General features: G+C 55.0%; 13 protein-coding genes. 4 read left to right on the plus strand and 9 right to left on the minus strand.

Annotated elements, in window-relative coordinates:
- Window positions 1–90: 90 nt before the first annotated feature.
- From ACFWYE_RS15985 to ACFWYE_RS15995, 3 genes are all read left to right on the plus strand, one after another.
- A complete protein-coding gene (locus tag ACFWYE_RS15985) occupies window positions 91–1,476 on the plus strand; it encodes an SIR2 family protein (RefSeq protein ID WP_379112624.1) in 1,386 nt (461 codons plus the stop codon).
- A complete protein-coding gene (locus ACFWYE_RS15990; RefSeq protein ID WP_379112627.1) occupies window positions 1,466–3,481 on the plus strand; it encodes an ATP-binding protein in 2,016 nt (671 codons plus the stop codon). The genes ACFWYE_RS15985 and ACFWYE_RS15990 overlap by 11 nt, the downstream gene beginning before the upstream one ends.
- 170 nt (window positions 3,482–3,651) lie before the next feature.
- Entirely contained in the window at window positions 3,652–4,089 is a 438-nt protein-coding gene (locus tag ACFWYE_RS15995; protein ID WP_379112630.1) for a MucR family transcriptional regulator, read from the plus strand.
- Window positions 4,090–4,185: 96 nt separating this feature from the next.
- Here the strand turns inward: ACFWYE_RS15995 and ACFWYE_RS16000 are convergent, their stop codons facing one another.
- The 6 genes from ACFWYE_RS16000 to ACFWYE_RS16025 all read right to left on the minus strand — a co-directional run bounded on the left by ACFWYE_RS16000 (window position 4,186) and on the right by ACFWYE_RS16025 (window position 10,813).
- Window positions 4,186–5,094 carry a hypothetical protein gene (locus ACFWYE_RS16000; RefSeq protein ID WP_379112633.1) on the minus strand — a complete coding sequence of 303 codons (909 nt, stop codon included), beginning with the start codon at window positions 5,092–5,094 and terminating at the stop codon, window positions 4,186–4,188.
- Between the two features lies 1 nt (window position 5,095).
- Complete coding sequence (locus ACFWYE_RS16005) at window positions 5,096–7,321, minus strand: AAA family ATPase (protein WP_379112636.1); 2,226 nt, start codon at window positions 7,319–7,321, stop codon at window positions 5,096–5,098.
- Window positions 7,322–7,468: 147 nt separating this feature from the next.
- Window positions 7,469–8,032, minus strand: coding sequence for a His-Xaa-Ser repeat protein HxsA (hxsA, locus tag ACFWYE_RS16010; RefSeq protein WP_379112639.1), 564 nt, complete (start codon window positions 8,030–8,032; stop codon window positions 7,469–7,471).
- Entirely contained in the window at window positions 8,032–9,036 is a 1,005-nt protein-coding gene (gene hxsC, locus ACFWYE_RS16015; protein ID WP_379112642.1) for a His-Xaa-Ser system radical SAM maturase HxsC, read from the minus strand. The genes hxsA and hxsC overlap by 1 nt, the downstream gene beginning before the upstream one ends.
- Window positions 9,037–9,134: 98 nt before the next feature.
- Entirely contained in the window at window positions 9,135–10,544 is a 1,410-nt protein-coding gene (hxsB, locus tag ACFWYE_RS16020) for a His-Xaa-Ser system radical SAM maturase HxsB (RefSeq protein ID WP_379112645.1), read from the minus strand.
- Window positions 10,541–10,813 carry a hypothetical protein gene (locus tag ACFWYE_RS16025; protein ID WP_379112648.1) on the minus strand — a complete coding sequence of 91 codons (273 nt, stop codon included), beginning with the start codon at window positions 10,811–10,813 and terminating at the stop codon, window positions 10,541–10,543. Before ACFWYE_RS16025 ends, hxsB begins: the two co-directional genes overlap by 4 nt.
- A gap of 194 nt (window positions 10,814–11,007) precedes the next feature.
- Between ACFWYE_RS16025 and ACFWYE_RS16030 the strand changes: the two genes are divergently transcribed.
- Window positions 11,008–12,063 (plus strand): lysozyme inhibitor LprI family protein, encoded by a 1,056-nt coding sequence (locus tag ACFWYE_RS16030; RefSeq protein WP_379112651.1) that lies wholly within the window; start codon window positions 11,008–11,010, stop codon window positions 12,061–12,063.
- A gap of 41 nt (window positions 12,064–12,104) precedes the next feature.
- On the opposite strand, the gene ACFWYE_RS16035 is transcribed toward ACFWYE_RS16030, so the two are convergent.
- The 3 genes from ACFWYE_RS16035 to ACFWYE_RS16045 form a co-directional block, all read right to left on the minus strand.
- On the minus strand, window positions 12,105–12,383 hold the full coding sequence (locus ACFWYE_RS16035) for a DUF5334 family protein (protein WP_379112654.1): 279 nt from the start codon (window positions 12,381–12,383) through the stop codon (window positions 12,105–12,107).
- Between the two features lie 64 nt (window positions 12,384–12,447).
- Window positions 12,448–12,918, minus strand: a complete 471-nt coding sequence (locus tag ACFWYE_RS16040; RefSeq protein ID WP_379112656.1) for a hypothetical protein — start codon at window positions 12,916–12,918, stop codon at window positions 12,448–12,450.
- A 347-nt stretch (window positions 12,919–13,265) separates the two neighbouring features.
- The gene (locus ACFWYE_RS16045) at window positions 13,266–13,772 is read right to left on the minus strand and encodes a hypothetical protein (RefSeq protein ID WP_379112659.1); all 507 of its coding nucleotides are present in this window, start codon (window positions 13,770–13,772) and stop codon (window positions 13,266–13,268) included.

The following is a 13,772-nucleotide window of genomic DNA, read 5'->3' on the forward strand; positions in this document are numbered from 1 at the left end:
AAGGAAATGGAAGGAACGGACGTGTAGAATCGGGTAATAATCTCGGCGGATGATGGATTGTGGTTGCACTCAATTTGATCGGCGGGGGCCGTGGAACAGGACAACGAAGTAGTAGCGGAAATCTCGACTGCGGATGAGAAGGCTGTATCTGACGGGCGTTTCACGTTCGTTAGACACGGAGACCAGGCAACTCAGCAGCTTGACTGGGACAGGGGACCTGAGAAGGTGCGCAAGGCACTTGCAGATGCCCTTGGTGCGCGCAACGTCGCATTCCTACTCGGGGCGGGCTGTTCTTCTATGGTCGTCGAAAAGGCAGAACGTGGCATACCAACCATGCTTCCGCTTGCCAAGGAATTCTGTGGCACCATAGCCCCTCCGAGACCCGAAGTGAGGAGTGAGACAGCAGCCGTGCCCGATGATGCGGATGCGCGTTCCTCATCAACGCCCCAGTGGGCGCTGAACGCTAGCGAAATCTCTTGGCTCGCTGGCTACGGTCTATCGCTCGATGGTGGGTATGCCAAGAACCTAGAGCGACTGATGGAGACACTTTACGCTCTCCGGTTCGTGCTCGATCGCAGCGACGATTTGGGCGATTTCGAGGAAGTCGCGACGGTCAGCGGCATTATTGAGAAAGTACATGCCTTCCTTTGGGAGCGATGCACCGAGGGGCCTTTCTCGAATGGCGACCACAGTGTTCTCGACCTGTACGAATCTTTCTATCGTCGATTAGTGCTACGCGACCGCTCGTTGCCTCGTCCTTGGGTATTCACAACGAACTACGATCTTTTCAACGAGCGTGCGATGGATCGCTTGGGCTTGCCCTACTCCAATGGTTTTTCAGGTGTGGTGGAGCGACGGTTCAACCCTGCTACATTTCGTTATGCTCTTGCCGAACAGCTCGACTTAACAAACCGGAAGTGGTCAGCGGTGGACGGCTTCGTCTACCTTTGCAAGCTGCACGGCTCGATCAGTTGGACTGAAGACGATCACGGGCTGTTTCCAATCCGAGAAACATGGCCGCAGACATCACCCTCAAAGGTAATGATCTTCCCAACGCCAGCCAAGCAGAACTCAAGTCTCGGTTCCCCGTATTCTGATCTCTTCCGCGAGTTCCAGTCACGGGTTGTCCGAGAGCAGAGCGTTCTGATCACTATGGGCTATGCATTCGGTGACGAGCATCTGAACAACATCATCTATCAAGCGCTGACGATCCCAACGTTCCGCCTGATTATTTATGCTGACCCCAATTCAGGCGGCGAAATCGCCAAACTTCGGGCGCTTGGCGACCCGCGAATCTGGATAATTGGTGGTCCCGGCCCCACCGACGGCGCTCCAGCGCACTACTTCAGCACAATTGTGGAGCATCTACTGCCTCGCCGGCCGTCCGATCGCATCGACGAGGCGGTCAAGTTGGTGCTGCGCACGATGGCCTCAGGGACCACAGCGACAGCGGACGGAGTAGCCAGTGACGACTGACGATCGGCGGCGCACCATCGGCTCAGTGGTGTCGGTCTCGGCCGACAAGTTCGTGATAGAAATGAAGGGTGACACGGACAGCTTTACGGTAGTGGGTTTTGACGACGTTCACTATGTCGCCCGATTGGGATCGTTTGTCATGATCCTGGCGCAGACTGATTATGTCGTAGCAGAGATCGTTGGACTTCGGGAACGCGACACCGCTGCGGGCAGTGATCTGGATAGGGCGGCTTCAGCTAAATTTCTGGACGTAGTGCCAGTGGGCATGCTCCCAATAGAGGGGGGAAAGTTCAGGTTCGGCGTTTCCGTCTTCCCCTCGCTCTACGCCGACGCGCTATACGCGCTGGACCGCGAGCTTGACCGTATCTTTGATACTAGTCCGGCCACGGAGCCTTCAACCGGGTTGGACGGGGCCGGCCCTGTCCCGCCCGAAGCCACCCGATTGCGAATCCTTGAGATAGGCAAGTCGGTAGTGTTCGAGGAATACCTTGTGAAGGTGCGAATCGACGAATTCTTCGGTGGCCATGCCGCAGTGCTGGGCAACACCGGTAGCGGCAAGTCCTGTACGGTGGCATCAATCCTTCAGGAGCTTTTCGAAAAACGGGACGAACATCACGCCAGGGGTGCAACGTTCGTGGTGTTTGACGTCAACGGCGAATACCATCAGGCGTTCAGCAACATTGCCAATGACACCAAGATCGGAGTCGACAGACTCATCCTCGACGGCACCGCTGCCGCGGGACGTTTTCGTATTCCGCATTGGTTCCTTGATCTGTCGGAATGGGAATTGCTGCTCCAGGCGAGCGAGCGGACGCAAGTACCGATCTTGCGAATGGCCCTGGGGCTGGCGACGCTGTTTGGCGGAACCGCGAGTCAACAACTCAATCAGATCCGCAACCACATCCTCGCCAAGTGTATAACCCAAATCCTCTCAGACGAAACACCGCCGGGCGCTAAGCAAACGCGCATTCTCGGAATTATGCAGCGCTTTAGCACTGCCGAAATCAATTCGAACACAATCGGCGATCTGATTGAGGTCAATTACGGCACGATGCAATACATTAACGATGCCTTTGAACGCCTTATAGGCGCAGACGGACATGGCGGCTTTCTTATTCCCGACTTTAAGATGCCCGAGTATGGCAATATTCCTTTTGATTTCGAGGCACTGGGGGATGCGATCGACCTGGCGCTGCTTTACGAGGAAGCGCACGGCAATCGCCAAATCCGCGACTATTGCTCGCAAATGGTCACCCGCTTCAAAGCTTTGCTAGAGCGGCAAGACTATGACTTTCTTCGCCATACCGCAGTTGGCGCACCGAACGATGCCAAAGCATTTCTCGCCAGTCTATTAGGCTTGATCCCGCATGGGCAGGGACATCTGAAGTCGGCGCAGATCGTTATCATTGATATGAACTCCGTCGACGATGAAGTCGTCGAGTTGGTGAGCGCAGTCGTAGCTCGCATGATTTTCAGGCTGCTGCGTCAGGCCGAACCGCGTAACCGGTTCCCCGTCCACCTGCTTCTGGAGGAGGCGCATCGCTACATCTCGGCCACACCGTCGCGTTATGCCCTGGAGGCCGGACGCGTGTTCGACAGGATCGCTAAAGAGGGCCGAAAATACGGACTTATCCTGCTGGTCGCATCCCAGCGGCCAAGCGAGTTATCGAAGACTGTTCTCTCGCAGTGTTCTAATTTTGTCGTTCACCGGATCCAGAATCCCGACGATCTGTCACAGATCAGGCAAATGTCACCGACGATATCTGAGGGAGTGTTACGACGATTGCCTTCACTCCCGAAGCAGCATGCGTTGGTGTTTGGAAATTCGGTAAACTTACCCACCACTTTCAAGGTGCGACGGGCAGATCCGCTGCCCGCGAGCGACGATGCGCATATCAGTGCTCTTTGGTTTCAGGAGACTGGTCGCTGCACTCCCCTATCGCTTTCCAATGGTCAGGAGGTCATCCTCAGTGACGATGAAGATGAAGGCGATCTCCTAAGGTAGGCGTTGGGTGGCTCGTTGAGCCTTGGTCAAGGTTCACAGTAGGGTCAATCCTCGCAGCCATGCTCCCCCTTGAGTGTCTCGGGCCGAACTTTAAGCCTTAAATTTCACCTTTCGAAACGCCCCATTCTCGGATAATGGCGAATCCGCCAATAAAACTGGGGAACAATAAAATGGCCGAGGAAAACCCACCTTCCACCGACATACTCACCGAACTCACTGCTGAGATCGTAAGCGCTTACGTTGCCAACAATCCCGTACCGGTATCCGAGTTGCCAGGTGTCATCGCTAGCGTCTTTCACAGCCTAAGCGGTATCAATAGCCCGAAGGAACCGATTGTTGAGCCGCAGAAACCCCGCATCTCCATCAAGAAGTCGGTAACGCGCGACTACATCATAAGTCTGGAGGACGGAAAGCAATATCGAACGCTGAAGCGGCACCTGACAACCTTGGGGCTAACACCGGAACAGTACCGTGAGAAATGGTCTCTTCCATCTGACTATCCAATGGTGGCCGAAAGCTATTCAGAACAGCGGTCGGCGCTTGCTAAAAATCTCGGATTGGGAAGGAAGCCGAAGGGAAAGCGGATTAAGAAGGATATCGCAAAATAGGAACTTTGGGCTTGCGGTACCTAATGACGCGGAGGAACCGCGACCTATCTAGACACAAAGCCGGTTGAATTTAATGAGGGAGGGTCCAGCGGCAAGTCAGAAGAGGTCGTTGAGCTTAGCTCTCAACTCCGTTACGAAAGCTACCGCGAGCGCAGAGTAGCGACTTTCCGGAGAGGTCATCCCAACCATATCGGCAGCCATTTCACGCGCCAAATCCAAGAACTCGTCAATCGGCTGGCCTGCCGCTTCGGCTTGTTCCGCCACATTAAGCAATTTGCGGAGTCTTTCTTCTCTTACACGCAGTTCCAGCAATAGCTTCGTTCGCTCTTGGATAAGACCCATACGGTTCAGGCCGTATACGTGGATCGATGCCTTCCCCTCCGGGCTTTCGCTCCCATCGACAGCAATTGAAGATACTGCCACTGAAGTGGCTCCTTCGACCGGCCAGAGAATGTACCCGTCGGGGTTTGTCCGTGTTGGATCGATCAGCAACGGTTGCTCGTTGTCGATAGCGTCGGCCTCAGTGCGAGCCCAAATTCCATTTCTAGTCGGGAATGAGTCTTTCTTACCCGAGTTCTTTGTCTTGCCTTCATAAAAGGCAGTTTCGAGCTCGTGTAGAGTTTCGCCCAAAGTTGCTGTTACCTGCCGACGGCGTCGATTGCAGTCGATGCAGCTTGCAAGAAGATTGTCCCAGCGCATCGCCAACCACCAGTAGCCCAAGTGATCTGGATCATCTTCCACACCTCCTTTCGGACGGTAGTGCTCTACGTCTACTGGTTGAGAGGCTTGATAGGGTGTCTCACAGTATGCGCACTTCCCCTTGAAGAGCTTGTCGAGGGCTTTGTGTACGTCGTCCGCCGTATATGCCTTGAATTTGTAACTCTTCTTGGGAGGTGGAGTTGCCCCATAGTACGCGCGCGCCTTCTCAAGCTCGGTCTTTCCAGCGCTATCCGCACTAGCAAGAGACGGAGGTTCCGCAACATCATTCCGGTTGACGAAGCGCACGTCAGGTCCTTGGAGGTTGATTAAGGGCATCGAGCAATGCCGACACCATCCGCTGACGCGCAGCAGTACGTTGAGCAACTGGGGCCCCCTGCCGAGCTTCGACGAATTGCCTCATTGCTTGAGCAACAACCTGATCGACAGCGGTATCTCCAATCACCAACGTCTGGGCGAGTTCACTTTCTACTTCGCGCAACTTAGCTTGCTCACTCGTGCTTCGTCGTTCGACAGGAGTGGTTAACAGACCCGCATACAGCGAAAGCCTTTCCTCCATCTCCGGGTCAGCCGTGCTGGAAAGACCAAAGAAATCAGACGTTAATAGCTGGTCTGCTCTCAATCCTTTGATGCTTGGCAGATCGTCCAAGGTTTCAATGTTCTGTTGCTCGTCGCGGACAAGAACTGAAACCTCCCCATCATCGAGTCCTCTCAAACACAAAGGATCGTGAGTTGTGGCAATGAAAGTGACATAAGGAAGAGCGCGCCGCAGAGCTGCCATTACACGCATCTTCCATCTCGGATGAAGGTGAGTTTCGATTTCGTCGATGAGTATGATCGCTCGAGCCTCGTCCAAGTTATCCCAGTGGCCCATCAGCCCGCGCATTACGTCAACGGTCATCGCAAACAGCGATTTGTAACCTTCACTCATTCGGTCGAGCGGCGTGAGCAGTCCGTTGGCACGCACGGACACTCCCATCTCGCCATCTCTTATGAGCTCATCGTCAAGACGAAGAACAAAAACCTCTCTCAACACGCGCGCGACGGCATCAAACTTGTCGCCGCGCAGGCGATTCAACCAAGCACCCGGGTGTCGAATTGTGGCCATCGGATCGAAGAGAGTGCGTACATACCTCTCAGCTCCTCCCTGCCGCATCCGACCACCCTTTGAAAAAAACCGCCGAGGGCCATACGCTAATACTAGTGCAGTCGGACTGCTTGGCCCCTCAAAGACCTGTCTCGCAGGATCCACCCGAAGCTCCACTGGGTCACTCAAACCGAAGAAGTCGATCGCGATTGACATAGGCTCTGGGTCGACCAGCGCCCATCGCCGTGGATCCTTTCGACGGAGGTAGTCGGATGGCGGACCTGCTACCTTGCTCGCCGCCTCAGTGCCAATGAGAGCGAGCGCTATGGCCTCGAGAATGGAGCTTTTTCCGCTAGCATTCTCACCGAGCAGCATCAGACAGGGCGCGCCGTATGTGGAATTCCTTCGTTCTGGAACTTGAAACCGTATTGACCGGAGCGCCTTGAAACCATTGATGTTGATCGAACGAAATTGAAAGTCATGCGCCAGCAGCGGCTGCGCCCTAGCAACCGAAATCATAGGTTCCGAAATAATTGGCCCAGGGATATATGAACCCGTACTGCCCGGATCACTGCGAAATTCACTCAACGCTTCTTCGAGACAAGCTCCGTAAACTTCGGAGTCCATATCTTTGAGGAACGCTTGCAGAGCATCGAATGGACCGCGTGATCGTGAGCGACGTGCTGACCTGTCCCATATATCGTCAACAAATCGCTTCAGCAGCGCACCGGACAAGCCAGGGCGCAACCGCACAAGTTTGTTCAACTCGACGATCACATCGGTCGGTGGCCTACTCGGCGCTACATTCAAGAATTCAAATAGACGATGTGCGGAATCGCGGCGCTCTTCCACCAAATTCCATCGATTTAGATCGAATGTCGCAACTGTGACTTCGCCGCGCTCCGAACTGGGCTCGCACTCGCCATTCCAACGAAAAATCAAATGGCGTGAAGGGTCATCAATATCAGGATCAAGCAAAAGAGCGGCCTCAATGTTCCGAGCTTCATCCAATGATGAAAACGGTGCAGCGCGCCTTCCCTTTACCGGAAAATTCGACTTTTTCGCACGATGGCAATCTCCGCATACAGGATACAAATTGCCCCATTCGTAGGCGAACCAAGCATAGTGTTCGTCTGGAAACTTGGCCGAGCTGTCCGACGCGCTTCTAAGTGGCCGAAAATGATGGACTGGCCATTCCGAGTTTCGGAGATCGTTCTCACAGAACGCGCATCTACCTTCGAACTGTGCATAAAGAGACTTGCGCACGTCCTCTGCGCCGTAGACCCTTGCTTCGAAGGGTATACGGCGTTGTGCTCGTGCCTGGATACTGAGAAGAAGAACCTCCTCCACAGCCCGGCGCGCGGCTATGGCATCATCTGATGCCAGAGTCGGCGGAAAGTTCGCCCCTAAACGACCAACCTTAATCACATCCCTCGCGCTCCAACCGCCTCACCGCTCCTTTCACCCATGCCTATGCTATTTCAGCAGTTGGCCTCCTGCCGTAGTTCGGAGGCGGAGCTGAGGACTCACTAGCTTTCACGCGACACATCTTCGAGTTTAAAAGAGGCCACCATCTCACCGCGCCTCGATCTTCAACGCGTTCAACGTCTCCGGCGTAATCGTCCCCGTAACCTTAAGACCATAGTCCACCTGCATTCGTTGAAGCCCTGCCCTCATTTCAGGCCCCATCAGACCGTTCAATTCGCCGTTGTAGTAGCCAAACGCTAGCATCGCGAACTGCACCTCGAGGACGATCTCTTTGAACTTGTTCGCGTTGCCAGGCAGCGTCCGAAGCGGCGCCGGCGCTGTTGCCGCGGGCGGCTGATATGTGGTCGACGGTGTCGAATAGAGCGGACTCGAAGGTGCCACATAAGACGGCGACGGACTGTTATAGACAGGCGGCCGATACGAATAGCCTCCGGTCGACGATCGATGGCTGCTATGAGAGCTATGGCTCCTGTGTGAGCTGTGGCTGCGGTGCCCCGCCAGCGTGTACACATGGTCCATTTTGAAGATATCGAACAAGGACAGCGACTTACCGCCGTCAGTCAACAATGGCTTTGAAGGTAAGGCCTGCCCCTCTGATGGCATGAAGCCCGCCGCCAACAGCGACGGTATCGCAAACAAGCGCTTTTTCATCAGACCCTACCCAAGCCCACATACCCATGATCTCGCGGGTGCCATTCGAAGAAACCGCCGCAGTCGCCCCTGAGACTGCAGTCCTTGCAGCCATCCATATAGGCCCGCTTCCAATCAGAGATCGTCGACGGTGCTAGATGCCGATACGATCTAGGGACCGTACAGAGAGGGAAATTGAAAAGCCGAACATCGATGCCGCGGCTTCGGGCGATGTCGATGGCCTGCCCGACTGCTCTAAAGCCAGTTGAGCTGTCATAGAACAGTCGGCTCCAGTTTTGCCGTGCGTAACCGATGTTCTCGAGCTGCATGATCGCCCAGGTTTGGATAAACGGCACCGATGTTGTTAGGTATCTGGCGAGCCTGGGGAGTCCCTGGGCATTCGGCTGCATGAGAACTGTGCGCAACTCGATTTGTGCACCAGCTCGTGCCAAGAATGCCAGGCCTGAACGCAGCTTTCCAAAAGCCCCAGTCTTGCCGACGATTTCATCATGGATGACGGGATCAGCCGAGTAGAGGGGTACTCCCCAGACGATCCTTTCGCGATCCAATTCCAGCAACTTCGGGCGGTCGCCTTCTTCGAAATGCTGCCCATTGGTCAGGACGTGAAACCGGAGATCCTCCCTGGCCCGCATAACCCTTTGGAGGAACTTGAAGAGCTCGGCCTTGAAGAGCGTCGGCTCGCCACCCGAGATCCCAATCGTTGCCCCTTCGGGAGCCAACATCGCAGCCTGCTCAAAATACCCGAAAAGGTCGACATGCTGTTTCTTAGGGGGCTGCGAGCACATCACGCAGAGCTGGTCGCAACGCTCCGTCACCAGGAACGTATTGTGGGGTGACGTGCTGCGGATCAAGCGATCAGCGGTTCCTCTTTGTGGATTAACGAGCAGCACATCGCCATCAACATCCGATGGATCGATCCCGAGGATCCGAACTGAACCGACCTCGCCTGCATATTCGGCAACGTCTGCGCCTGCGGTCTCTAGGCTGACATCGAAAGCACTCATGTCAGCCCGTCCATCGACGCTGGCCATACCCTCGAATGACCGGAGCCGGACGACAAATGGCTGTGCGGCCTGTGCCTCGGCTTTGATGCGGAGCGGTGTCATGAATGCACCGCGACCATGCTCGGGTCCCAGGTGCCTATACCCAACCAAGCAGCAACCGAGCCGCGAGCCGCGTCGTCCTGACGGTAGATCACCTCGAATACCTTGTCAAAAATCGACAGGTGTCGACCACAGAACCAGGTGTCGTGGCGCGGCATGTCGATGCGACCGTAGCGGGAGATGTCATCGATAACGTCTGAACCGCAGAACGGCTGGTATGCGCAGTGGATGCAGTCCGGATCGAAGTGGTTGAAGGCGCCGGAATTCAGGATCTCCACCTTCGATCTGTCGATGCCTGTGTTCACATCCCCGATGCTGAGATCGATGCGGCCAATTCTCGACAGCATGCGTGCTTCGTCCGTCGGATAGAATTTCCCGTCGTGATCGATGACGACGTAATCCGAAGCGAAGAACCCGGGATTGCGGATATCGACATGGTTGTCAGCTCCAGAGCGAAGAACCCGCTTTAGGCACTGACTGAAATAGTACTCTTCCATAAAGCGACCGGTGTGGTGATTGCGGTCAATCAGACGGTCGATGAATTCCGAATGGAGCTTGTTCCAGCGGCCTAACGCGTCCGCGCCCTGATCAAGCTTCCGCGCAAACCCCTGATGGTTTATTGGCCGCAGATAGACAGATTTGATCCCATACCGTTCATAGCTGTCGAGAAGTTCCCCGAGATCCGGTGGCGACGAGACATCAATCGTCGGCAGCGCCGAAATCTTCCCCTCAGGATAGCGCGCCACCGCAGCTTCGAGATTTGAGAAGAAAGCCCGCGTGCAGCCCTCGTCATGCGTCCGCTGTCGTTGGTGAGTTGTCGCGTCTCCATCGAGCGAAGTGCTGATGAAAGTGTCATCAGCGTCGAGGAAAGACCACACTCTTTCGTCCAAGTTCTGAAGGTTGGTGCAGACAACGAACTGGGCGCGAGCAAACTTGCCACGGCAAAAGTCGCGTACGATCTCGAGGAGATCGATACGAAGCAGCGGCTCGCCGCCTTGGAACTCAACTTTGATATTCTGGCCTTCGATGGAACCAAGGAAAGCAAGAACTGCGGCCAAAGTTTCGTCGGTCCAATCAAAGCCGCGTGCCTTTTCCGGAGCCCGGGACACCTGGCAGTACCCGCATGCGAGATTGCACCGGAGTGTCGGCACCAGAATGACGTAGTTCAGCTGCTGGGGCTTCGATTGCCGCTGCGACCACCGATAGGCAAAGGATGTCCAAGAAAGATCGAGCTCGTCGTCGGAGGAATGGCCGCCTTCCGTAAGAAAGGATCGATCTCCGTCATTCAACATGTCGCCGGCGTATCGGTTGAGGAAGTTGTCATCCGACTTAAAGAAGCCGCCGGCATCGTCGGCGAATAAAATTCGGCTATCCGCGAGCTCGCGGAACTTGAGCGGCCAGACGTTCATCGCGAGGTTACCGCTGCGACCAGGTTTGCCCTGAGAGGTAAGGTCTCTGCGTAGATCTTCTCGCGGTAGAGGGTATGGAGGAACGCACGCCGAATGTCGGAGCTGCGGCGGTTGCAACCGGAAATCTCGGCCATCCCGTTTTCTATCCGCACCGTCAGTTCGGGAAACTGGACCTGAAATCTGACGCAGGCACTCGAAACAAAGGCTTCGAACTGCGGCGCAATAGCAACCGTCAGAATAGAATCCGACTCTGAAATGATATTACCCACAGCCCGCTCTCCCCGACGGGGATAGTGCACGTGTTATGCTTGTAATCAAGTGACGTTAATGGGTCCAGAGTCAACGAATTTCCAGCTGGCGAGCAAACGCAACGGAAATCCAGAATCCAGCTTGCATTGTAAGGATGAGGCAGCGATCTTTCGAGCGCTCTGGGGAGGGCTTGGCAATGGATTGGAGAGCAGTCTTGACGCTTGCTGGCATGTTAATTGTTCGCAGGCGCGTGTCGGCAGACGTTTTCCTCGCAAGGAAGTGGATTTTCATTGGGGCTTTAGTCGCATTAGTCGCAAGTTCTGCATCCGCATCTCCGAGCTTCGATTGCACAAAGGCGAAGCGTCCCGATGAGGTTGCTATTTGCGCCAATCCCTACTTGGCCCAAACTGACCTAGAAACAACAACAGCCTATGAGAGCTTCAAAGCACGAAATCGGAAGAAGGCTATTTCGATTGCAAAAGCGTTCCTGGCGCGACGGCATGCCTGTGGGGCAGACGAAGCTTGCATCGCACTCAGTCAACAATGGGCGCTAATACAATTCGAGGCCAGCCCTGCCAACAAGATCGAACCTGTCGTTTCAGGAACCACCGCCAATCCTCCCAAGCCCGACCCTGCAATGGCTGTTACCAATCCATGGCCAGCTGCTTTTGCACGGAGGGATTTCAGGCTTGGGATGAGTCTGCGGGAATTCCGATCTGCCCCGTATCCCGACCCGGACAAGAATCCGAACGCCTATCTAGTTTGCAGCAACGATCCGCGGGCAGAGCAGCTCGGTTATTCGTCGGCACGGCTCTATCCCGACAAATTGGCGGCTGCAGGGGTCGTCTTCTGTTCATACTTTTACGACGTTCAGATGAGCTACGGCAGCCCTATGGTCATGGAAGCCGGGATCGTTCTGGGCGATGTTAGCGTGATGACTGGGTTCTATTTCATTCCAGATGATGCCGGCGTTCAAAGGCTGTTTTGGATATCTACTGAGGGTCCCTCCGACAGCTTCGCCAGCCTCCAACAACTTATGCGCAAGGCATATGGGGAACCGACACAACGTGTCGAGACATGGCAGAACAAACTGGGAAACAAGTTCGAGAACGATGTGCTCACGTGGTCGAATAGTTCGAGCCAGATAGAATTCCGCCACTACGGATCGACAATAAACAAGTTCGAACTTCGGCACACGCTGACACCCCTGTGGGACAAACTGTCAAAATCCTTAGATGTCCAAAACAGCGACGCAGCGAAGAAATTGTGACCTCAGGAAAGGCGGTATGCCAATAAGGCTGAGCAGGTCAGCTACTGGCCGTCCATTTCCAGGGTGCGGTACTCACCACTTTCGTTGTCGTAGACTTCCACCTCCACAGTGGATCCGTGGCGACTGATGTCTTCGACCGTGACATCGCGATACTCGCCGGCATCGTAGTCGTAAATCTCGATGTCTCGACCCGTCCGAACAAGGTTGCCTTTCTCGATTTCTACCGAGTTACCGGTGCTGGTATCGACTCCATCCCACGCAAAGGCATTCAATGGAAACAAGAGTAAGCATGAGAAAGCGCCCGCCCGGTAGGTAAGCATTGGTGTACTCCGATCGCGATTGAGTTGATGTGGCGAATGAATCACAGGTCTTCCGGGCATGTTTCTACGCGCTCCAGCCAGGCCACGTAGAGTCGACCATTGGTTGTCCTCCGCAGTAGCCGTCGTAGACGAACCGGCCAGTTGCACGATCCCGGCAGCGCCAGATCAATGTGTAGTTTGGGCCGTAGAATTGATCCCAGGCCACGCCATAGGATGGTGGATAGTATCCTCCTCCCCCATAGCCGCCATTATTGGCAGCCACAGCTGCGGCGGCGGCGCCGAGCCCTGCCGCAGCAACCCCGGTTGCAACGGAGTTGTCCGACGCGATCAGCTTCATGCACTTCTCAGCAGAAGCACCGCGACGAACAAGCAGCCTGACAATTTTGGCTTTGTACGCGTCGTCGTAGTTTGCCGTTAGCATCCGGCATAAACTAAGCGTGCTTTCGCCCGTGAGGTCTTTTTGTGCGATCGATGTATTCGTTGTACAGCCACCAAAAGATAATGCGGCTGCCAACAACAGTGGAAGATGTTTCATATCGGTCCCCCCCAAGGCCAATTCTTGGGGCGAAATCCCATATGATGTCTAGTCCCTTCCGCTGGGCCATACTATTTGCGCTGGCGATGCCCTTCTTTGGGCGACCAGCGCTAGCCTCGTGCAACAACTTGGCAGCCTGCTCGGCGTCGGTTTTCTTGCGTTAGTTCTTCAGCTTAATCGCGGTAAGTCTGCAGAGGCCTTTCAATGCGCACTCGCCTTGGCGATGACACTGACTAGCGGTTCTACCTGCGGGAAGGATCTTAAACCAATGATCGCCGCAGACCTGACGCCTATCAAGGCGCATATGCTGGAGCGAACGGCCTTGCTCCGCCTTTTTGCGCCCGACGTCAATTGGTGAAAAAGTTGAAAGTTCCACAAAGCCCGGGACTGTGTATGTCCTTTGGCTCCTTCGAACTATCGAAGACGGCGACGCTAAGTAGAGAGTTCCCGTTCGATATGGACTCATGGAAAACGATATAGCGCGCTCCATCCCCACAAAGTGTGTTGCCGTTGAGGAGCTTGCCTGGATCCCTCGCCATTTTGAACACTTCGGCGGTCACGTTCTTGTTGTCGACATCATCCCACTGACGCCATGATGCGCCGAGGGACGTCAGCTGGATTTTCTTGCCGTTACCGAAAGTGATGGTCATTTTGCTGCCAGGCGTGGCGAAGTCCCGATGACCGGAAAGCCCTATCGAACCCGTGATAGACCGGGCTGTTTTGCTGTAAGCCTCGAACGTCCGCTTGTCCTGCCACAGGTGGTGTTCGGGAGCCGATCGCCCCGACACCGGTCCGGCTACGATGGAGGCCGTGATGGCGAGAGCCAGAGGATATCTATAGTTCAATCTTTTCAT

The organism is Mesorhizobium sp. NPDC059025 (genome assembly GCF_042739655.1).
Lineage (GTDB): Bacteria > Pseudomonadota > Alphaproteobacteria > Rhizobiales > Rhizobiaceae > Mesorhizobium.